This window comes from Pontibacter chinhatensis (assembly GCF_900113285.1).
GTDB lineage: Bacteria > Bacteroidota > Bacteroidia > Cytophagales > Hymenobacteraceae > Pontibacter > Pontibacter chinhatensis.
Genome location: NZ_FOOT01000005.1, coordinates 464,277 through 485,583, shown reverse-complemented (window position 1 = coordinate 485,583; position 21,307 = coordinate 464,277). Strand labels below are relative to the sequence as shown.

13 protein-coding genes are annotated in these 21,307 nt (G+C 55.2%); 8 read left to right on the top strand and 5 right to left on the bottom strand.

All coding sequences use genetic code 11. The annotated features are described in order from the left end of the window. Positions 1 to 257: 257 nt before the first annotated feature. From rclC to BM040_RS16345, 3 genes are all read right to left on the bottom strand, one after another. Positions 258 to 863 (bottom strand): reactive chlorine resistance membrane protein RclC, encoded by a 606-nt coding sequence (gene rclC / locus BM040_RS16355; RefSeq protein WP_092103731.1) that lies wholly within the window; start codon positions 861 to 863, stop codon positions 258 to 260. A 48-nt stretch (positions 864 to 911) separates the two neighbouring features. Next, positions 912 to 1,739, bottom strand: coding sequence for a helix-turn-helix domain-containing protein (locus tag BM040_RS16350; protein ID WP_092103729.1), 828 nt, complete (start codon positions 1,737 to 1,739; stop codon positions 912 to 914). Positions 1,740 to 1,830: 91 nt separating this feature from the next. Then, on the bottom strand, positions 1,831 to 2,745 hold the full coding sequence (locus BM040_RS16345) for a pirin family protein (protein WP_092103727.1): 915 nt from the start codon (positions 2,743 to 2,745) through the stop codon (positions 1,831 to 1,833). A gap of 195 nt (positions 2,746 to 2,940) precedes the next feature. Between BM040_RS16345 and BM040_RS16340 the strand changes: the two genes are divergently transcribed. The 4 genes from BM040_RS16340 (at position 2,941) to BM040_RS16325 (ending at position 7,499) form a co-directional block, all read left to right on the top strand. Continuing rightward, on the top strand, positions 2,941 to 4,002 hold the full coding sequence (locus tag BM040_RS16340) for an LLM class flavin-dependent oxidoreductase (protein ID WP_092103725.1): 1,062 nt from the start codon (positions 2,941 to 2,943) through the stop codon (positions 4,000 to 4,002). 139 nt (positions 4,003 to 4,141) lie between these two features. Next, a complete protein-coding gene (locus BM040_RS16335; RefSeq protein WP_092103723.1) occupies positions 4,142 to 4,534 on the top strand; it encodes a hypothetical protein in 393 nt (130 codons plus the stop codon). A gap of 156 nt (positions 4,535 to 4,690) precedes the next feature. Beyond that, positions 4,691 to 5,674 (top strand): ABC transporter ATP-binding protein, encoded by a 984-nt coding sequence (locus BM040_RS16330; protein WP_092103722.1) that lies wholly within the window; start codon positions 4,691 to 4,693, stop codon positions 5,672 to 5,674. Between the two features lie 13 nt (positions 5,675 to 5,687). Further along, a complete protein-coding gene (locus BM040_RS16325; RefSeq protein ID WP_245756262.1) occupies positions 5,688 to 7,499 on the top strand; it encodes an AMP-dependent synthetase/ligase in 1,812 nt (603 codons plus the stop codon). Between the two features lie 724 nt (positions 7,500 to 8,223). On the opposite strand, the gene BM040_RS16320 is transcribed toward BM040_RS16325, so the two are convergent. Then, on the bottom strand, positions 8,224 to 9,087 hold the full coding sequence (locus tag BM040_RS16320; RefSeq protein ID WP_092103720.1) for an ROK family protein: 864 nt from the start codon (positions 9,085 to 9,087) through the stop codon (positions 8,224 to 8,226). Positions 9,088 to 9,522: 435 nt separating this feature from the next. Here BM040_RS16320 and gltB point away from each other — a divergent pair, with 435 nt between their 5' ends. Together gltB and BM040_RS16310 are read left to right on the top strand one after the other, a co-directional pair. Beyond that, positions 9,523 to 14,049 carry a glutamate synthase large subunit gene (gltB, locus tag BM040_RS16315; protein ID WP_245756261.1) on the top strand — a complete coding sequence of 1,509 codons (4,527 nt, stop codon included), beginning with the start codon at positions 9,523 to 9,525 and terminating at the stop codon, positions 14,047 to 14,049. Further along, on the top strand, positions 14,049 to 15,506 hold the full coding sequence (locus BM040_RS16310; protein WP_092103716.1) for a glutamate synthase subunit beta: 1,458 nt from the start codon (positions 14,049 to 14,051) through the stop codon (positions 15,504 to 15,506). Before gltB ends, BM040_RS16310 begins: the two co-directional genes overlap by 1 nt. A gap of 103 nt (positions 15,507 to 15,609) precedes the next feature. Here BM040_RS16310 and BM040_RS16305 read toward each other — a convergent pair whose 3' ends face one another. Continuing rightward, complete coding sequence (locus BM040_RS16305; RefSeq protein ID WP_394333090.1) at positions 15,610 to 15,963, bottom strand: GIY-YIG nuclease family protein; 354 nt, start codon at positions 15,961 to 15,963, stop codon at positions 15,610 to 15,612. Positions 15,964 to 16,136: 173 nt separating this feature from the next. Between BM040_RS16305 and hrpB the strand changes: the two genes are divergently transcribed. Together hrpB and BM040_RS16295 are read left to right on the top strand one after the other, a co-directional pair. After that, positions 16,137 to 18,683: an ATP-dependent helicase HrpB gene (gene hrpB / locus BM040_RS16300; protein ID WP_092103712.1), complete on the top strand. Its 2,547-nt coding sequence runs from the start codon at positions 16,137 to 16,139 to the stop codon at positions 18,681 to 18,683. 672 nt (positions 18,684 to 19,355) lie between these two features. Continuing rightward, positions 19,356 to 20,810, top strand: a complete 1,455-nt coding sequence (locus BM040_RS16295; protein WP_092103710.1) for an alanine/glycine:cation symporter family protein — start codon at positions 19,356 to 19,358, stop codon at positions 20,808 to 20,810. Positions 20,811 to 21,307 lie beyond the last annotated feature (497 nt).

Genomic DNA, 21,307 nt, shown 5'->3' with positions numbered 1-21,307 from the left:
ACTTGCTGGCGCGGGTTTGCAACCCGTGCCTTGTTTATCAGGTCGGATTTGTAATCCGACTGGGCCGGAGGCCCAAACTATAGCCAGTCACGAGCGTGGACGCTCGCGCCATAACGAGGACTTCCGCAAAAGAGCAGGTTATTCCCCTCCTCGGAGGGGTAGGGGTGGGTTAATTACAACTTGAGTTTTATACTTTATACTTTCCCTATACTTTGACCGTTCCAGATGCCTCAGTACAAAGTATAGCCGCACCAACGTTACGCCCTAACAGCTGCTTTTTCAGCTTTTACCCGGTTTCCCTCCAACAGCCGTTTGGCGGCATCCGAGGCAACCACCAGGCCGCCGGCCATCATAATGATGTCCTTCAGTACCAGCCTTCCTGCACCCGATAGGTAAGGGAACCCGTGGTCTGGGCCGCCCAGGTCCGGCACGTATACTTCCGGGGTAGTGATGAGGAAAGAGAGCGTGACGATGGACATGCCGAAGGTCAGTAAACCGCCCACTACGCCCAGTTTGGCGTTGAAAATACCCAGCAGCGTGACGGTGCCAATGGCGATGATGACCGCGCCCAAGGCATAAGAGAAAGCATAGGTATTGTTTTCCTGGTGCCAGGCGATGTTTTCGGGTACCACCTCCCCTTCCTTGTTTTTATACTTGGCATACTCCGGTGTTTCCTTGCTGTAGAAAAAGCTCATGAACGGGCTGTTGGCCACAAAGGGCACGATGCCGTCCGCCTCATACTGGAAGGCCTTCAGCCCCCCAATCCAGGCCATGACGATGAAGATGGAAATCCGGATAAAATGAATAAAGTAGCGCTGTGCGTCAGCTAATTGAACCAGCAGGTTTTGTGTGAGTTCTTTCATGTTGCAAACCTACTTTATACTTTATCCCGGCAACATGGACAGATTTTTCTATCTCATGGACAAATCTGCCACCACCGAGATGCCCACCTTCTCCCGGAACAGCGTGGGCGACACGCCCGTGTGCTTTTTAAAGAAGCGGCTGAAATAATGCTCGTCGTCGAAGTTCAGGGCCACAGCCACCTCCTTTATACTTTTGTGGGTGAGGTGCAGCTGCTTTTTAGCTTCCAGCACCACCCTGTCCTGCAGCAGCTGCGAGGGCGACTTGCCAAAGTATAACCGGCACTTGCGGGAGAAGGCGCCCGGCGAAAGCGCCATTTCCTGAGCGTAGAAGGTAATGCTGCGCTCTGTGAGAAAATGCTGTTCCAGCAGCTCCCGGAACTTCTCCATCGGGTTCGGGGCGACGGCGGCATCGAGCTGTTGCTGCCGCTTCACCCGGCTGGCAATGGCCAGGATGAGTTGCAGGTAGGTTCGCAGTACCGGCTCGGAGTAGGCCTCGTTTTTTTCAATCTCCACCCGCAGCTTTTCGAACACCTGGTGCAGCTCGTTATCTTTTAGGTTAATAAATGGTTGGCTGTAGAGGTTGTTGAACAGCAGCCCGTTGCAGGCCACCTCATTTTTATGGTACTCGATGCAGTAAAAGTCACCGTGAAAGGTGAGCTGCTCCACCTCTACATCCGACGTGCTGCTGATGCTCAGGTGTTGGTAAGGTGAGGTAAACAGGGCAATTTTGCCGCTGAAAGTATACTCCGTAAAATCCAGGCTAAGCTGGCCGATCCCCTCCAGCAACAGGATGTTGTAGAACTCGGAGGTGGCGGGATGGCAAAAAGCGCTGCAGCGGAGCCGCTGCAGCCTAAACAAATCAGCAGGTGCTATCATGCGGGTGACTGGGTAACAGAATTAAGGGTTAGCAGAAGTATAAACCGCTAACAAAGTAAATCGCCGTCTGGTTTGTAGCCCGAAGCCTGTCTTAGGAAAGTGCCTGCGGTGCGGGGCCTCCCGCCGGCTTTGATTTATCTTCCGGCAAGGGTACGTACTCGAGGTTATCCGATGGCGGCAACAGGATGCGTCCTTCTTTCCAGTCGGCTTTTGCCTGCTCGATGCGGTCTTTCCGCGACGAAACGAAGTTCCACCAGATGTAGCGCTCGCCCAGCGGCTCACCTCCCAGCAGCATCAGCGTCGTGTGCTCTTTGGCCCGTATCACCGGACTTGCCTCCTTGTTAAAAACGAGCATCTGCCCTACCGTATAGGTGCTGCCGGCTATTTCTATACTTCCCTTGGCCACGTAGATGCCGCGCTCCGCATGCTCTCTGGGCAGGCCGAAGCGGGCGCCCGGCTCCAGCACCACGTGCAGGTAAAACATAGGCGAATGTGTTTTTACGTTACTCTGCAGCCCGTAAGCATGCCCGGCAATCAGGCGCATCCACACGCCTGTGTCGGTAAACACCGGAAGCTGCTCGGGTTTGTAGTTGGTAAAGGCAGGCGCTGATTCCTCGTCTTTTTCCGGCAACGCCACCCAGGTCTGAATCATCTCCAACTCGCCACCTGCCAGTGTGGCGGGGTCTTCGAAGCGCTCGGAGTGGGCAATGCCGCTGCCGGCCGTCATCCAGTTCACCTCCCCCGGCCGTATCACCTGCTCCACGCCCAGGCTGTCGCGGTGCGTTACCTGCCCCCCGAAAAGGTAGTTGACCGTTGAAAGACCGATGTGCGGATGCGGCAGCACATCCATGTTGTGCATCAGCTCCGGCTGCACATCCACCGGCCCGGCGTGGTCCATAAAGATAAAAGGGCCTACCATGCGGCGCAGGCGGAAAGGAAGGATGCGGCGCACACTCATGCCGGGAGCAATGGCGGCTTTACGGGCTTCTATAACGATGTCGAGCATGTTGGTCTGGTACGATTTAGGGGTGATGCACTAAAGCTGCAAAACAATTTCGCCTCCTGTTTGCTTTTAAAGAACGAAAAAGCCTAGCAGAAAGTAAAGTTAAAAGACAGCCCACAGGCAGCTATTGTTTTATACTTCTGCTCAGATTTTATAGTTTGCATCATTGCTCTTGTTAAACCCAAGTATAGATATCGTATGGAAATCGGCATCACCACCTTCGTAGAAAACACCCCGGACCCCACCAACGGCAACCTGCTCTCGCCGCAGGAAAGACTCAGCAACCTGCTCGAAGAAGTGGAGTTGGCCGACCAACTGGGGCTGGACGTGTTTGGCATTGGGGAGCACCATCGCTCCGATTACCTGGTTTCCTCGCCGGCTGTGGTGCTGGCCGCCGCCGCTGTCAGGACCAAAAACATCAAACTTTCCAGTGCCGTTACGGTGCTTAGCTCCGACGACCCGGTGCGGGTGTTTCAGGATTTTGCTCACGTAGACCTGCTTTCCAAGGGCCGCGCCGAAATCATGGCTGGCCGTGGTTCCTTTATCGAGTCTTTCCCGCTCTTTGGCTACGACCTGAAAGATTACGATACCCTTTTCACCGAAAAGCTGGAGCTGCTGCTCGAACTTAACAAAAATGAGCACGTGACCTGGGAAGGCAAGCACCGCCCCGCCATCAAGAACCGGGGCGTTTACCCCAGGCCTTACGGGCAGGAACTGCCCATCTGGATTGCCGTGGGCGGCACGCCAGCCTCCGTGGTGCGGGCCGCGAGCTTGGGTTTGCCTATGGCGCTGGCCATCATTGGCGGCATGCCCGACCGCTTTGAACCCTTCACCGACCTCTACAAAGAGACCTATAAAAAGGCAGGCCACGACCCGGCCAGGTTCCAGCTGGCCATCAACTCGCACGGCTATATTTCGGAAGACTCCCAAAAGGCGGCGGATGAGTTTTACGGTCCTTATGCCCAGGTGATGAGCAAGCTGGGACGCGAGCGGGGCTGGTCGCCGATGAGCCGGGAGCACTACGAGCTGATGCGCCAGCCGCAGGGCTCGCTGCTGGTGGGCAGTCCGCAGCAGGTCATCGACAAGATTCTATACGAGTACGAGCTATTCGGCAACACCCGCTTCCTGCTGCAGTTCAGTGTAGGTACGCTGCCGCACAAAAAGATGCTGCACGCCATCGAGCTGCTGGGCACGGTGGTAGCGCCGGCCGTAAAAAAGGCGGTGGCAAAGCCACAGAGCGCGGAAGGAAAGCAGCAGTAGATATTTGGCGGAGAGCAGTTTACCGCACCTAATGGCCCAAGGCATCTACGCTGAACTTCTGAAGGAGAAAACAGCATTTTTCCTGTGATGGCTTTAAGCTTCGACTTATATTTGCCCCCTTCCTTTTTCAGAAAAACCGATGCTCATCCCTAATCAGTTTATTAAGCTTGAGTTTAATCCCGCTACGGACACCCTCTTTGTAGAGTGGCCCAACATCCACGATTACACGCTTTATGAGCTGCGCTTTATCTTAGCAGAGCTGATCAACACGGTCAGGAACTACGACATTAAAAAGATTCTGGCAGACTCCAGAAAGTCTACCATTACGCTGCCTGAGCAGGAGTATGGCGCCATTGTAGACCAGTTTGCCAAGGACCTGAGCACGACGCGCCTTCAGAAGCTTGCCAGGCTTACGACCGGCCTTGGTTACCGCGAGAAAGCAGCTGAAAAGGCAGCCGATGAAGTGAAGGGTGCTTTTTCGGTGCGCAGTTTTTATACTAGGGAAGAGGCGCTGGTCTGGCTAAATGACTGAGCCTGCTTTAAGTATACTTTTGCGGCATCAGACCAAGTATAAACCCGTAACATCCCGCTCACCAATTCCAACCCGGGGATGGGAAAGCTTCTGCCTTTGCAGTACCTTTGCCCATAGTTAATACATGCATTTCAGATTTATTGCCCCTCGATATAAATGAGCTTTTTAGACGTTACCGGTATCTCTGTAGAGGAGGCAGGTAAAACCATCCTTAAAAACATCAGTTTCACCCAGGAGGAATTCCGTAAGGTAGCCGTTGCCGGAGAAACAGGCGCTGGCAAAAGCACCTTGCTCAAAGTCATTGCCGGACTGGTGGAGCCTACTACCGGTTCTATACTTTTCGAAGGAGAACGCGTGATCGGCCCGGCCGATAAACTCGTGCCCGGTCATCCCGGCATCGCCTACCTCTCGCAGCACTTCGAGCTGCCGCACTCGCTGCGCGTGGAGCAGGTGCTGAAGTATGCGAATGCCCTTTCGGGCGAGGGAGCAGATTTTCTGTACGAGATTTGCCGCATAGACCACCTACTGTCCCGGAGAACGAACCAGCTCTCAGGTGGGGAGCGCCAGCGCATCGCCCTGGCCCGCCTGCTCAGTACCTCACCGCGCCTGCTGTTGCTCGATGAGCCTTTCTCTAACCTCGACACCGCCCATAAAAGTATACTCAAGGAGGTGCTCCGCGACATCAGCGAAGCGCTCGACATCACCTGCACCCTCATCTCCCACGACCCGCACGACACCCTTTCCTGGGCCGACGAGCTGGTGGTGTTGAAGGATGGGGAGCTGCAGCAACAAGGCACACCCGAGCAGGTGTACCGGCAACCGGCCAACGAGTATACGGCCGCACTTTTCGGGGGCTACAACCTTTTAAGCGACGAGGGCACCAGTGCCTTTGCGACTTTATACAACCTAAAACCGGAAGGCAAAAGTATGCTGGTGCGGCCAGAAAGGCTAAAGCTATCCGCCGAAAGTAACAAGGCACTGCCAGGTGAAGTAAACAGTATACATTTCTTTGGCAGTTTCTACGAGGTGGAGGTACAATTGCCCCACGACGTGGTCAAAGCCAAAGTATGGGATAACGGCTTCCGTGCCGGTGATGCCGTGCAGGTCTCGCTGGAGCCGGAGTCGGTTTGGTTTGTTTAACGAATAGCACCAGATGCAAGCTACTGTTTCGGGCAAGATGACTGTGCCTAAAAGACTCTTCGACTGTGTTACCTACCAGCTGGAGCACTTCCCGCTGCCGGACATGCTGGCCGCCAAGGAAAAGGGCGCCTGGCACACCTATAGCACCCAGCAGGTGCGCGACATGGCCAACCAAATCAGCGCCGCCCTGCTAGGCATGGGCCTCACCAGCGGCGACGGCTCCCCCGAGGGCCGGGACAAGGTAGCCATCCTCAGCCAGAACTGCCCGGAGTGGATGATTGTGGACCTGGGCATTCAGCAGACAGGGGCCGTGTCGGTGCCCGTGTACCCGAACATCAACAACAGCGAGCTCAAATTTATACTTAGCGACTCAGGCGTTAAAGTAATTTTTGTGGGGGATGAGGTACTGCACGAGAAATTACAGGAAATAATACACGCCCTGCCAGACCTGCAGGAGGTTTATACTTTCAAGCCGGTGCCCCATGCTAAAAGCTGGACTGAGTTGCTCTCGCCCCTCACGCCGGAAGCGGAGCAAGAAGTAAACAGGCACCGCGAGGCCATTGGCGAGGAAGACCTGGCGACCATACTTTATACTTCCGGCACCACCGGTGTTCCGAAAGGCGTGATGCTTTCGCATCGCAATGTTGTGAGCAACGTATTCGGCAGCGCCAAGATTATTGAGGAGATTGGGGTACGCGGCAAGCGCGCACTCAGCTTCCTGCCGCTCAACCACGCCTTCGAGCGCATGGCCACCTACTGTTACTTCTACTGCGGGGTATCCATTTACTATGCCGAGGGGATGGAAAAGATTGGCGAGAACCTGCGGGAGGTAAAGCCCACGCTTTTCACCACGGTGCCGCGCCTGCTGGAGAAAGTATACGAAACCATCCTGGCCAAAGGCAACGCGCTCACCGGCACCAAAAAGAAGCTGTTTTTCTGGGCGCTGGGCCTAGCCGAGCGCTTTGAGATAAACCAGCCACAACCTCTAAACTACCGCGTGCAGCTGGCCCTGGCCGACAAACTTATTTTCAGTAAATGGCGTCAGGCATTGGGCGGCGAGGTAAAAGCCATCATCACCGGAGCGGCCGCCTGCCAGGTGCGCCTACTAAAAGTGTTCACCGCAGCCGGTGTGGTGATTCAGGAGGGATACGGGCTGACCGAGGCCTCCCCTATCATCAGCGGCAACCGCTACCCGGAGAAGAACCGCATGTTCGGCACCGTGGGGCCGCTGCTGGAGGGCGTGGAAGTGAAAATAGCCGAAGACGGAGAGATTCTCTGCAAAGGCCCGAACGTAATGCTGGGCTATTACAAACGCACCGACCTGACAGCGGAGGTCATCTCCGGCGAGTGGCTGCACACCGGCGACATCGGCACCATGGTAGACGGCAAGTTCCTCAAAATCACCGACCGCAAGAAGGAGCTGTTCAAAACCAGCGGCGGCAAGTACGTCGCCCCGCAACCCATCGAAAACAAAATGGTGGAGAGCCACTGGATTGAGCAAATCATGGTGGTGGGCGAGCTGCAGAAGTATGTGGGGGCGCTGGTCGTGCCTGCCTTCCACGCCCTGAAGGAGTGGTACGCCAAGCAAGGGCTGCCCTACCCCGGCGACGATGCGGCCGCACAGGACAAACAGGTACGAACGCTCATCAAGGAAGCCATCAACCACTACAACCAGTTCTTCAACCCCGTAGAGCAGGTGAAACGCTTCGAACTCCTCCCGCACCACTGGACCATCAGCAACGGCGAACTCACCCCAACCCTTAAACTGAAACGGAAGGTGATCATGCAGAAGTATGAGGGGTTGATTGGGGAGATGTATAAGTAGGGGCCAGCTTGTAAAGTCGTGCTTTATACTTCGGCTATACTCTATTCCCCATTGCTGGCGCGGGTTTGCAACCCGCGCCTACCTATGAGGTTGGGTTTGTAACCCAACTGGCTTGAAAAGCTTATACTTTGGCTATACTTTATAGCTTCTGATATACTTTAATAACTGCTGATTCATACTTATACTACCGTAGCCACCGCTTCCTTCTGCTTGACACAAGCTATACTTACTAGCTTCCGTTCATCCTCTAGTTCCCACAAGCCAACAGTTGCACCTCTGGCATTGGAGCTCTCAAGCCCGAGAGGGCTCGCCTTCGGGCATCGCGCTGTCTACATTTCCTGCCCTCGTACCTTGGGCTGCCTGCGGCACCGGAAATCTAGAAGGCGCTCAACCCAAAGGCTGGGATAAGGTCGATAGCCACTGCTTTTGCTGTCATCCGACCATCGGGAGAGTTCTGTTTAGAATTCCCGCTAGTTCTATGGCACAGCTCGAGATGACAGAGAGAGTAGCAAGTATAATTCCCCTCCTCGGAGGGGCTAAGGGTGGGTTTATACCTGTAGGGACAGGTCGCGACCTGTCCGCGCGAGAACAGCAGCTATGAAACTTATACTTCAGCCAGAGTAATCATAGACTCCCCTCCTTAGCCAAGGAGGGGCAAGGATTGGTTGGACCCGGCAAAGTATAAAACTCCCTCCCCTGTTCTTAGGGGAGGGCCGGGGTAGGCTCACTCCACCCACAAACTAGCCGCGCCCAGCAGCGCTGCTTCTTCGCCAAGTATAGCTGTTTTAATTGGAATCAAACAATTCTGCTGCGCCAACCCATGCCGCAGAGCAGGCCCAAAAAGGGCGTAGGCCTTGCTGATATTACCACCCAGCACCAGCACCTCCGGCGTGGCCTCTTGGATAAAGGGCACCAGAAACTTGGCCAGGTTTTCGCCGAATTCCCGGAAAATCTCCCCCACCACCGGCTCCTGCGGCAACTTGTCCACCATCGCCTTTACATGCGGCAGTTGCTTTCCTGTTAGCTCAGTATAGCGCTTCACAAACCACCTCGAACTCAGGTACTCCTCGGCTATACTTTCTCCAAAGGGTACTTTCCACAGATCAGCATCTTCGGCCAGACCATTTTTATACCTGGCGGTGCCCAACCCGGTCCCGAGGGTCATGCCGATGGCTCTGCCATAGCCTTTTGCGGCTCCTCCAAACACCTCTCCCTGCAAAAAGCAGGCCGCGTCATTTAAGGTTCGGATAGCTGATTTGTCGAGGCCGAGCTTATCGGCTACCAGGGCAATCACATCCACGCCATACAGCGCATCATACTTGCCCTGCCCCTGCATCAGCGCTATGCCGTTGGCGTAGTCGAATGGTCCTGGCATGGCAATCCCGATTTGCTGTACCGGATGACCGCTCTTCCCCATAGCCGCCGCCATCGCCGCTGCCCAGGCAGTCGTGATTTCTTCTACAGAGCCAGCAGCGTTAATATGCTCCCGCACCTGTGTCTGGGGCAGCAGCGCTCTCAATTCCATGTCCACCGTAGCCGCCGTAATATGGGTGCCGCCAATGTCAACTCCTAATACAAAAGGGTTCATAATTTATACTACGCTATACCATTTATGAGGCGCCGAAATAACTAATACTTTCCTGGAAATAAAAAGGCTGAAGTATAATTCACTGTAACCTATTGATTCTCTGTCTGACTTATCAAAAATAAGCTTTTCGGACGCAACACAGTCTATTTTATAACTTTTTCGATAAGTCTAAGTAACGACTCACTTTCTGTATTTACTTCAAAATACTTCTGTCGCTTTCCACCTTTGCATGACACTCTAAGAAGCACCTTTCAGAGCATGCTATCACAAAGCTAAACAAACTACGCAAATCATTAAAATTTACTAATTAACAGCCGTTTTTATTGATGTTTATAAAATCAAACCACTAACCGTTGAAAAATTTACAATCCACAGAATTTGCATAGTAAATACTTTATTTATAATTTATGAATTCTCTCTCCCTTAAAACCAAGTATGATTAATACATTTCGTGAAATGACCCAGCAAAATAACCTCCCCCAAGGATTGTACAGATCCGAGTTTGAGCACGATGCCTGTGGTGTTGGATGTGTGGTAAACCTGGATGGTAAGAAATCGCACAGCGTTGTAAAAGATGCGCTGACGATGCTCACCAACATGGAACACCGCGGCGCCACAGGCAGCGACCCTGAAACCGGCGACGGCGCCGGCATCCTGGTGCAACTCCCGCACAGCTTTCTTAAGAAACAACTAAGCGAGTTTGCCATAAAACTGCCGCAGGAAGGCAGCTATGGCGTTGGGATGATCTTCTTCCCTACCGTGTACGAAGTCAGGGATAAGTGCAGGCAGGTCATGAACCAGTGCATCCGACAGTTAGGCTTCACGCTGCTGGGCTACCGCCTGGTACCGGTGAACCCGCGTGTACCCGGACACGAAGCCAAGGCGGTGGAGCCCTACATCGAGCAGGTGTTTGTGCAGCCCACCGATGAAAGTATAAAAGAGGCAGAGCTGGAGCGCAAACTATTTGTATTGCGCAGCCTCATCACCCACGAAATCAACAAAACAGTCAGCGGCGAGAACGGCACTTTCTACATGCCCAGCTTCTCCTCGCGTACTATTATATATAAGGGGCAACTGAAAACCGACCAGGTAGAGGCCTATTACCACGACCTGCGCCACCCGGAGTTCAAATCGGCACTAGCGCTCATTCATTCCCGTTTTTCAACCAACACCTTCCCCAACTGGAAGCTGGCGCAGCCTTTCCGCTTTATCGCGCACAACGGCGAGATCAACACCATCCGGGGCAACGTGACGAAGATGAAGTCGAAGGAGGCGCTGATGTCTTCGCCGCTCTTTACTGAAGAAGAACTCAAATGGCTCCTGCCCATCACCAACCCGGCGAATTCCGACTCGGCCAACCTCGACGCGATGGTAGAGCTGCTCACGCTGGCGGGGCGCCCGCTCCCGCATGTGATGATGATGCTGGTGCCCGAGGCCTGGCAGGACAACCCGTTCATGGACCCGTACCGGAAGGCATTCTATAAATACCATGCAGCGCTGATGGAGCCGTGGGATGGCCCCGCTGCGCTGTTCTTTACCGATGGCAAGCAGATTGGTGCCACCCTCGACCGAAACGGCCTGCGCCCGGCCCGATTCTGCATCACGAAGCAGGGCCGATTAGTCATGGCCTCTGAGGCGGGTGCGCTGCCGGTAAACCCCAAAGATGTGGTGCGCCGCGGCCGCCTGCAGCCGGGCAAGATGCTGCTTGCCAACCTGGAGGAGAACCGAATTTACGAGGACGAGGAGATAAAGCAGCTGGTTTGCAACGACAAGCCATACTTTGAGTGGATACAGCAAAACCGCATCAAGCTGCACCAGCGGCCGGATCCCGCTTTCTGCCTGAACACCGTGTCGCCGGAGGAGCTGCGGCAGAAGCAGAAAGCCTACGGCTATACTTCCGAGGACCTCAAACTCATCATCCAGCCCATGGCTACAACCGGCAAGGAGCCCTTGGGAAGTATGGGGTCTGATACGCCGCTGGCGGTGCTCTCGCGCCAGAGCCAGCATGTGGCCAACTACTTTAAGCAGCACTTCGCGCAGGTCAGCAACCCGCCCATCGACCCGATCCGGGAGCGGCTGGTGATGTCGCTGTTTACCCGCCTGGGCGAGTCGCTGAACGTGCTGGATGAAACCCCGGCCCACACGCGCCAGATCCACATCTCGCACCCGGTGCTCAGCCACGGCGACTTTAACAAGCTCATCAACCTCAAAGCCGAAGGGTTTGATAACCATACTATCAACGCCACCTTCTCCACAAAGGAGAAAGGGGCATTGCAGAAGGCGCTCGACGAGATTTGCGCGGCAGCAGAGGCGGCCATTGGCAAGGGTAAAAAGATCCTGATCATCTCAAACCGGGCAGTAGAAGCTAATCGTGCCGCCATTCCGTCGCTACTGGCAGTGGGCGCCATCCACCACCACCTGGTAGAGAAGCGCATCCGTACTAAAGCCGGATTGGTGGTAGAGGCAGGCGATGCCTGGGAGATCCATCATTTTGCCACCATCATTGGCTACGGAGCCAGCTGCGTGTACCCGTACATGGTGTATGATACCGTGCAGCACCTCTTGGAGCAGGAGAAGCTGGACACCTCCAAGCCTTTCTCCTATTATGCCGAGCAGTACATCCAGGCTGTAGGAAACGGTTTGCTGAAAATCCTCTCCAAGATGGGCATCAGCACCCTGCAAGCCTACCAGAGTGCGCAGATTTTCGAGTGTATCGGCTTTGGGCAGGAAGTGATTCAGAAATGCTTCAAGGGTACAGTCAGCCGGCTGGAGGGCCTCAACTTTGAGGATCTGGAGCAGGAGGCGCTGACCAAACACTGGTCTGCCTTTGCCAGCGAGGACAAGCTGCTGGAGACAGGCGGCTTCTTCCAATGGCGCCGACGCGGCGAAGAGCATTTGCTGCGCCCGGAGGTAATCCACCTGCTGCAAAAATCCACGCGCCTGGGCGATTACCGCCTCTATAAAGAGTACGCCAAACTCCTGCGCGAGCACCAGCAGTCAGCTATTACACTGCGCCACCTCTTCGAGTTCCGCAAGCGTCAGTCGGTGCCTTTAGAGGAAGTGGAGCCCGTAGAAAGTATACTCAAGCGCTTTGCCACCGGGGCCATGTCCTTCGGCTCTTTGTCGCATGAGGCGCACAGTACGCTGGCTATTGCCATGAACCGCATCGGCGGCAAGAGCAACAGCGGCGAGGGCGGCGAAGACGAGGCGCGCTATACGTTAAAAGAGAATGGTGACTCCGAGCGCTCTGCCATCAAACAGGTGGCCTCCGGCCGCTTCGGCGTGACGAGCCACTACCTGGCCAACGCCGATGAAATTCAGATAAAGATCGCGCAGGGCGCCAAGCCGGGCGAAGGCGGTCAGTTGCCGGGCCATAAGGTAGACAAGTGGATTGCCCGCGTGCGCCACTCTACCCCGGGCGTTGGTTTGATATCTCCGCCCCCGCACCACGACATCTACTCCATCGAGGATTTGAAGCAGCTGATTTACGACCTGAAAAACGCCAACCCCAAGGCCCGCATCAACGTGAAGCTGGTGGCCGAGGCGGGCGTGGGCACGATTGCTGCCGGCGTGGCCAAAGCCAAAGCCGACGCGATTATGATATCCGGTGCCGATGGTGGCACGGGTGCCAGTCCGCTTAGCTCGATTCGCCATACGGGCTTGCCCTGGGAGATGGGCCTGGCCGAGGCGCACCAGACGCTGGTGAAAAACAACCTGCGAAGCCGCGTGGTGCTGCAGACAGACGGCAAGCTGATGACAGGTTTTGACCTGGCGGTAGCTACCCTGCTGGGCGCCGAAGAGTATGGCGTGGCCACCGCTGCCCTGATTGTGGAAGGCTGCATCATGATGCGCAAGTGCCACCTGAACACTTGCCCGGTTGGTATCGCCACCCAGAACCCGGAACTGCGCCAGCTTTTTACCGGCGAGCCGGAGCACGTGGTGAACCTGTTCCGCTTCATGGCCCAGGAACTGCGCGAAATCATGGCCTCGCTTGGTTTCAGAAGTATAAACGAGATGGTGGGGCAGCCGCAGGTGCTCAAAGTACGCAACGACCTCAACCACTGGAAACTCAAGAACCTTAGCTTCGACCCGATTCTGCACCAGGAGGTAGCGCCGAACAACGTGGGCATTTACCACCAGATACACCAGGAGCACGACATTGAAAACGTGCTGGACAAGAAGCTCATCCGCGACTTTAAGAAGGACAAGAACACGCCCTACGAGTACCGTATCATCAACGTGGACCGCTCGGTAGGCGCGATGCTCTCCTATGAGGTCTCCACCAAGTATGGCAAGGATGGTTTAGCGGAGGATAGCTTTAATGCCACCTTCCACGGCTCTGCGGGACAAACCTTCGGCGCTTTCCTGGCACCCGGGCTCACCTTCCGCCTGGTAGGCGAAGCAAACGACTATTTGGGCAAAGGCCTCTCAGGTGGCAAACTCATCCTGCAGCCGTTCAAAGATTCTACCTATGTGGCGCACGAGAACATCATCACAGGCAACGTAGCCTTGTATGGCGCCACTTCGGGCAAGGTCTACATCAACGGGATGGCCGGCGAACGCTTCTGCGTGCGTAACTCGGGCGCCGAGGCTGTGGTAGAAGGCATCGGCGACCACGGCTGCGAGTACATGACCGGCGGCAAGGTACTTATACTTGGCGCGGTGGGCCGCAACTTTGCGGCCGGCATGAGCGGGGGAATGGCCTTCGTCTACGACCCGGCCAACGCCTTCCCCGACCAGTGCAACCTCTCCATGATAGAGCTGGAACAACCCGACGCCACCGACCTTGCCTGGATAGAGCAGAAGCTCCAAGAGCACGTCGCCTACACCGACAGCGCGCTGGCCAAGGACATGCTCAAAGGCTGGCACGTGCATCAGAAATTCTTCCAGAAAGTGATGCCGCACGACCTGAAGAAGGCCCTGCAGAAAAGTGAAAGTGAAACAGTTAAAGCGATTGCCTAATGGGAAAGACTGACGGATTCCTGCTATATACCCGCGAGCTGCCACAAGCCCGCGACCCTAAAGAAAGAATCAACGATTCGAATGAGATTTATACTTCCTTTCCGGAGGAAAAGACCCGGCAGCAAGCCAGTCGCTGCATGGACTGCGGCGTGCCGTTCTGCCACAGCGGCTGCCCCCTGGGCAACCAGATTCCGGATTTTAACGATGCCGTCTACGAGGGCGAGTGGGAGCGCGCGGCGCAGATTCTGTACAGCACCAACAACTTCCCTGAGTTTACGGGTCGCATCTGCCCTGCCCCCTGCGAGTCGAGCTGCGTGCTGTCCATCAACAAACCGGCCGTGGCTATAGAGCACATTGAGAAAAGTATAGCCGAGAAGTCGTTTGAGCTGGGGCTGGTAAAACCACAGCCACCGTTGCGCCGCACCGGCAAAAAAGTAGCCGTTGTGGGCTCCGGCCCTGCCGGGCTGGCCGCTGCGGCCCAGCTCAACCAGGCGGGTCACGAGGTGCACGTGTACGATAAGGATGATAAGGCTGGCGGCTTGCTGCGCTATGGCATTCCGGACTTCAAGCTGGAGAAGTGGGTAATCGACCGCCGCCTCGATATTCTGAAAGAAGAAGGGATCCATTTTCACTTAGGTGTATCGATTGGCAAGGACATCACCCTGAAAAAGCTGCACCGCAAGTATGACGCGGTGCTCATGGCCATCGGCTCAAGCAAACCGCGCGTGCTCGACATCCCGGGCAACCACCTGATGGGCATCCATTTTGCCATGGACTACCTGACGCTGCACAACCGCCGGGTGGCCGGCGAAAGTATAGCACCTGAAGAAGATCTCCTGGCAACCGATAAGCATGTGCTCGTAATCGGCGGCGGCGACACGGGCTCCGACTGCGTTGGCACGGCCAACCGGCAGTTTGCCAGGTCCATCAGCCAGCTGCAGTACCGCAACATGCCCTCCACGGCGCGCGCACCGCACAACCCCTGGCCTGAGTGGCCCATGACGTATACTTCCTCCAGCTCGCACGAAGAGGGCTGTGAGCGGAGCTGGGGCTGGCTTACGAAGGAGTTTATTGCTGATGAGAACGGTCATGTAAAAGGCCTGAAGGTGGTAGAGCTGGAGTGGAAAAACAGCTACGAGTATACCGAGAAACCGGAAAGTGAGAAGATTCTGCCTTGCGACCTGGCGCTGATTGCCATCGGCTATGAACGCCCGCTGCTCGAGAGCTTCAAAGCCAGCTACCAATTTGAAACAGACAACCGCGGCAACTTTAAGCTGCAGAACTGGCAAACGAGTGTACCGGGTATCTTCGCTGCCGGCGACGCCTACCGCGGCCAGTCGCTCGTGGTATGGGCCATCTCCGACGGCCGCGAAGCCGCCCGCGCCATCGACACCTACCTGATGGGCAAGTCAGACCTGCCTTCTAAGGAAGTATCAAAGTTGGTGCTGGAGGGGTAGGCTGTAATCATCATACTTAAAAAAACTCCTTTTTGTCATCTCGAACGCAGTGAGAGATCTATCTAGAATTCCGGATAGATCTCTCACTACGTTCGAGATGACATCATTCATCCTCTACTTCCAGATTCAGGAATTTCCAAAATGGATTAAAGCTGTTGATAAGTTCCTCTTTTTTGCTCCTGTTCCACTTCTTAATTTCCTTCTCCCGCACAATAGCATGCTCAACATGTGTATGGCGCTCGTAATAGATGAGGTTGTAGCAAAAGTATTTGCCAGCGAATGAGGCCGGGTTGCCGGAGTTCAAGAAATGCTCCTTCAGCCTTCGGGGCAAGTCATTGGTCACACCTGTGTAAAGTGTGGTTCTTTTTGGGTTAGTTGTTATGTAGACGAAGTAGTTATGCGAGGCCATGATGGTAAAATTACGGTGATGAGAGTAAGCTTGTTGATTCCCTTTCATTCATTACTTCTATGCTGTCATCTCGACCCTTGTGAGAGATCTCTTCAGAATTCCAGATAGATCTCTCACTGCGTTCGAGATGACAGAAAAAGTGTAGCCAAATCATTCAGCCCTTATACTCCACCCTCCCCCACCTATACTTTCTCAAAAACAATCCCGAACTTTGGGAGGTGATGCCGACTGCTGATTTACTCCCCCTACTCCCCGGCCTGCCTGTAAAAGAGGCGCTGCCACGGCTGCTGAATGCCCTGGAAGCCAATAACCGTGCTGTGCTGGAAGCCCCTCCGGGTGCCGGTAAAACCACGCTGGTGCCGCTGGCACTCCTACAAGCAAGCTGGCGCAACGACGGCAAAATTCTCGTGCTGGAACCACGCCGCCTGGCTACCCGCGCCGCCGCCGAGCGCATGGCCGACCTGCTGGGCGAGCCGGTGGGACAAACGGTAGGCTACTGGGTACGCATGGACCACAAGGTATCACCCAAAACACGCGTGGAGGTGGTGACCGAAGGCATCTTGACCCGCATGATTCAGGAAGACCCGGCGCTGGAGGGAGTGGCGGCTATCATTTTCGACGAGTTTCATGAGCGCAACCTGCAAGCTGATTTGGGCCTGGCCCTGGCGCTGGATGCCCAGGCGGTGCTACGACCTGACTTGCGTATCCTGGTGATGTCAGCGACCCTGGATGCCACGGCCATTGGCAATTGGCTGAGTGCTCCGGTGGTTCGCAGCGAAGGCCGCATGTATCCTGTCGAAACACATTATCTCTCCCCTGCCGAGGTCGCTTCTGCCGGAAATTACCCTTCCCAGCGACTGGCAGAGTTAACACCCAAGGCCATCCGGAGGGCACTTACCGAGGTGCCGGAAGGCGATATACTTGTATTTTTGCCGGGCATGGGTGAAATCCGGAAAGTGGCGCAATTGCTGGAGGAGAAACTCCCTGCTGATACAGAACTGCACCTGCTGCACGGCGATCTGCCGCTCTCCAAGCAAATGGCGGCCATACAGCCCTCCCCAAAGCAGCGACGCAAAATAGTGCTGGCCACCAGCATCGCCGAAACGAGCTTAACCATAGAGGGCGTTCGGATAGTAATTGACGGGGGATATGCCCGCGTGCCCAAGTTCATGCCCCGCACCGGCCTCACCACCCTGGACACGGTGCCTGTCTCAAAAGCCGGAGCCGACCAGCGGCGCGGCCGTGCTGGGCGACTGGGACCGGGTATCTGCTACCGACTCTGGTCGACCGCAGACCAGTTGCAGCTGCCTGAGCGCCAGGACCCGGAGATACTCGATGCCGACCTGTCGGGGCTGGCGCTGGAACTGGCAATTTGGGGCGCGAAGGATGCAACGGCCCTCCACTGGCTCGACACGCCTCCTGCCACTGCCCTGTCGTTGGCCAAAGACTTGCTCCTGCGCCTGCAGGCGGTGGAGGCCTCCGGCAATCCTACCCCCCACGGAAAAGCGCTTGCCTCGCTGGGCATTCACCCGCGTTTGGGCCACCTGGTTATCCGCGGACAGGAACTGGGGTACGGCGCTACGGCCTGTGCGTTGGCAGCCATACTTTCGGAGCGGGATGTGTTGAAGTCTGTGCAAATCTCGCGGGGCGATGGCTTGCCTGACCTGCACCTGCGCCTGGAACTGCTGGCCGGAAAGCGACCGCCTACTCCTGGTTATACTCTGGATGAGAACGCCCTGCGACGGGTGAAGGAACAGGCACAGAACCTGCGACAGCGGCTGCGCGAGTCTAACCCTAGTATAAATCCGGACACGGCAGGAATCCTGACAGCCCTCGCCTACCCCGACCGGCTTGCACAACGCGAGTCTTCAGGAAGGGTAAGGCTGATCTCCGGGCAGCGGGCTACCCTGCCCACTGAGCTTTTCGGGGAAGCCGATTTTTACGCTGTAGCGCACCTGGATTTAGGGAAGCAGCCCCGTATCCTGTTAGCCGCTCCTCTCGACAAAACCGACCTGCTACAGCACTTCTCAGACCAATTAGAGATGCTGCAGGAAGTACGCTGGCAGCAAAGCGCACAGCAGGTGGTGGCCCGAAGTATAAAAAAGCTGGGCGCCCTGGTGCTGGAGGAAAGTATAAATACCAAGCCTGACCCGGAACTCGTAGCCCAGGCGCTGCTGCAGGCCCTGCAGGAGAAAGGCATTGACAGGCTGCCCTGGAGCAAGGAAGCCACCAGTATACGTCAGCGCCTGCTCTTCCTGCACCAGCTCGATCCGGAGAACTGGCCGGATGTATCGGATGCAGCGCTGGCAGAAAATATGGACCTGTGGCTGGCGCCTCACCTCTACGGCCTCCGCTCGCTGGAGCAGGTCGGTCGCCTGGACCTGGGCGAGATACTGCTGGCTGATTTAAGTTGGGAGCAGCGGCAGGAAATGGACCGGCTGGCGCCCTCACACCTGCCCGTGCCCAGCGGCTCGCGTATTGCAGTGGATTATGCTGACCCCACCACGCCAGTGCTGGCCGTGCGCCTGCAGGAAGTGTTCGGGATGCTGGATACGCCGCGCATCGGCGGTGGCAAGATTCCGCTGCTCATGCACCTGCTCTCTCCTGCCTCGCGTCCCGTGCAGGTAACCCGCGACCTGCGCAGCTTCTGGAGCAATGGCTACTTCGAGGTGCGCAAAGACCTGCGCGGCCGCTACCCGAAGCACCACTGGCCCGACGATCCGCTCTCGGCCCCGCCTACCCGCGGCACCAGGAAGCGTCCGGGCTAACAACGGCTACCTTTATACTTGTGCCTGGAAAGTATACTTCGCTGGTGGCTGTTCCTGATTAGAACTGTAAGAGTAATATACTTCTGAAGGCAGTATGTCATGGGAACCTCAAATTTATTAGGGCAGGATAAATAGGAGATAACTAATATCCGGAGCAAAAGCATACCAGGTACTGAACCCACCTCGCTGCCGGCCACCAGTGCACGGGAGTATTATACTGAATACAGGATTTACGACCTCAGTTCCTACTCAAAACTTAGCTACCTAGCCTAATCCACCTTCTACCTGGGAGACAAGAACTTCTCCTTTGTAGCTGCTACTAAGCGAAATATCTTTACACTGCTTCCAAAGTATAAAACCGGGATCGCTACTTACTTTGCCCGGCATCACGTCGATTTTGACCAGTTGGTAGATCTGGAAGCCATGTTGCTGTTTCTGGCTACACTTTCTCCGGAGTAAGAGCAGGAGAAGTACACAAAAATTGGAGTCATCTAATACCTCTCACGAGGTTAGCACTCACTTTCCTTGAATTTCTCCTATACGGACAGGTAAACTTCCCGCTAAAATGCTTTAATTTAAGCGGCCAAACATCTGATTTAAAGAACCAGAGGGGGCGCCTTAGCTGAACTTGTGAGACTAAATCTAATACCTTAATTCCCGCTTAATCACACCATGGAGAACGTCATCAGTTTTATTAACGACATCGTTTGGAGTAACGCTTTAATTATACTTTGCCTCGGCGCAGGGGTCTATTTTTCGTTTGTTACCAAGTTTTTGCAGGTGCGCTACCTGCGCGAAATGCTACACCTGCTCTTCAAAGGCGGCTCTACACCCAAAGGAATCAGTTCGTTTCAGGCGTTTACGGTGGCCATTGCCGGACGCGTGGGCACGGGCAATATTGCCGGGGTGGCCACGGCCATCGCCATGGGCGGTCCGGGCGCTGTGTTCTGGATGTGGGCCATTGCCTTCCTGGGCAGCGCTTCTGCCTTCGTGGAGGCTACCCTGGGCCAGATCTACAAACAGGTAAAAGACGGGCAGTATAGAGGCGGCCCGGCCTACTACATCGAGAAAGGCTTGGGCGTGAAATGGTATGCCGTGATTTTTGCAGTTGCCACCATCATAAGTATGGCCTTCCTGCTGCCTGGTGTACAGAGCAACAGCATCGCTTCGGGTGTTAGCAATGCGTTTCAGATACCTGCTGCCTACACAGGCGGACTTGTTACCCTGCTGCTGGCACTCATCATCATCGGTGGTGTAAAGCGTATCGGCAAGGTTGCCCAGATAGTAGTACCGTTCATGGCTGGTGTTTACATCCTGATGTCGGTTGTAATCATCCTGATGAACATTACGGAAGTTCCTGCCATGCTGGGGCTGATCGTTCGCTCCGCCTTTGACCTGGAGCCTGCGTTTGCCGGTGTGTTTGGCATGGCTGTATCCTGGGGTGTAAAACGAGGCATCTACTCTAACGAGGCTGGCCAGGGCACCGCCCCACACGCCGCCGCCGCTGCAGCCGTAAGCCACCCCGCCAAACAGGGACTGGTGCAGGCGTTCTCGGTTTACGTGGACACGCTTTTCGTTTGCACGGCCACAGCTTTTATGATCCTCTTTACCGGCCAGTATAACGTGGTAAGTCCAGAGGGAGGCTTTATTGTCGAGAACCTGCCGGGCGTCCCGTTTGGTCCCGAGTATACGCAGGCGGCGGTAAACACGCACTTCCCTGCGTTCGGAACGGGCTTTGTGGCCATCTCGCTCTTCTTCTTCGCCTTCACCACCATCATGGCGTACTATTACATCGCCGAAACCAACCTGAGCTACCTGAACCGGAACGACAACAAATGGGCCATCTGGGTGCTGCGCATCATCATCCTCGTTTCTACTTTCTACGGCTCCGTTAAAACGGCTGAGTCGGCCTGGATGCTGGGTGATATTGGCGTGGGTGTGATGGCCTGGCTCAACGTTGTGGCCATCATCCTGCTCCGCAAGCCTGCCTTACGCGCCCTCAAAGACTATCACGAGCAACGCAAAGCTGGCATCGACCCTGAGTTTAATCCCAGCAAACTAGGCATCAGCAATGCCGATTACTGGGAAGAGCAAACGCAGGAGGAAAAGGAGCTGCAAAAAGCATAGCCGGCAAAGTATAAACGCTGCCAAAGTATAACCAGAAAGTATAGCGTGGGCCACCGGCTCGCGCTATACTTTTTTTGCGCGATGGGCAGCGGTGTTTATGTCAGATCCGCAGTTTGCAGTTGAAATTGGCAACTGCTTAAAGCAGAGCCATGCTATCCCAGCATTAAATTTTGCACATCACGTCGAATTTCTGCTTGGAATTACGCTTCACCTAATATCTTTGCTGCCGGAATGGATGTTATAGCGCGGAACGCCTGTTTCGCTATTGTAAAATCCAGCTAAAATCCAATTACCTTTACCCGTAGCCTCGTATGTTATAGTAGGTTGTACCTTGCAGCCGCGATGGTGTAAGTCTGCTGTAACTTGCCTGCTGGTAGTCAGACAGATACTACCAGGAGCTACAGGTGCTAAAGCAGGCTAAGCAACAGCAGCTGTGACAAACACGAAGCAACTTGGTTTAATGAAATAAATAAGTTTTATTCTTAAAGTAAAGGTTG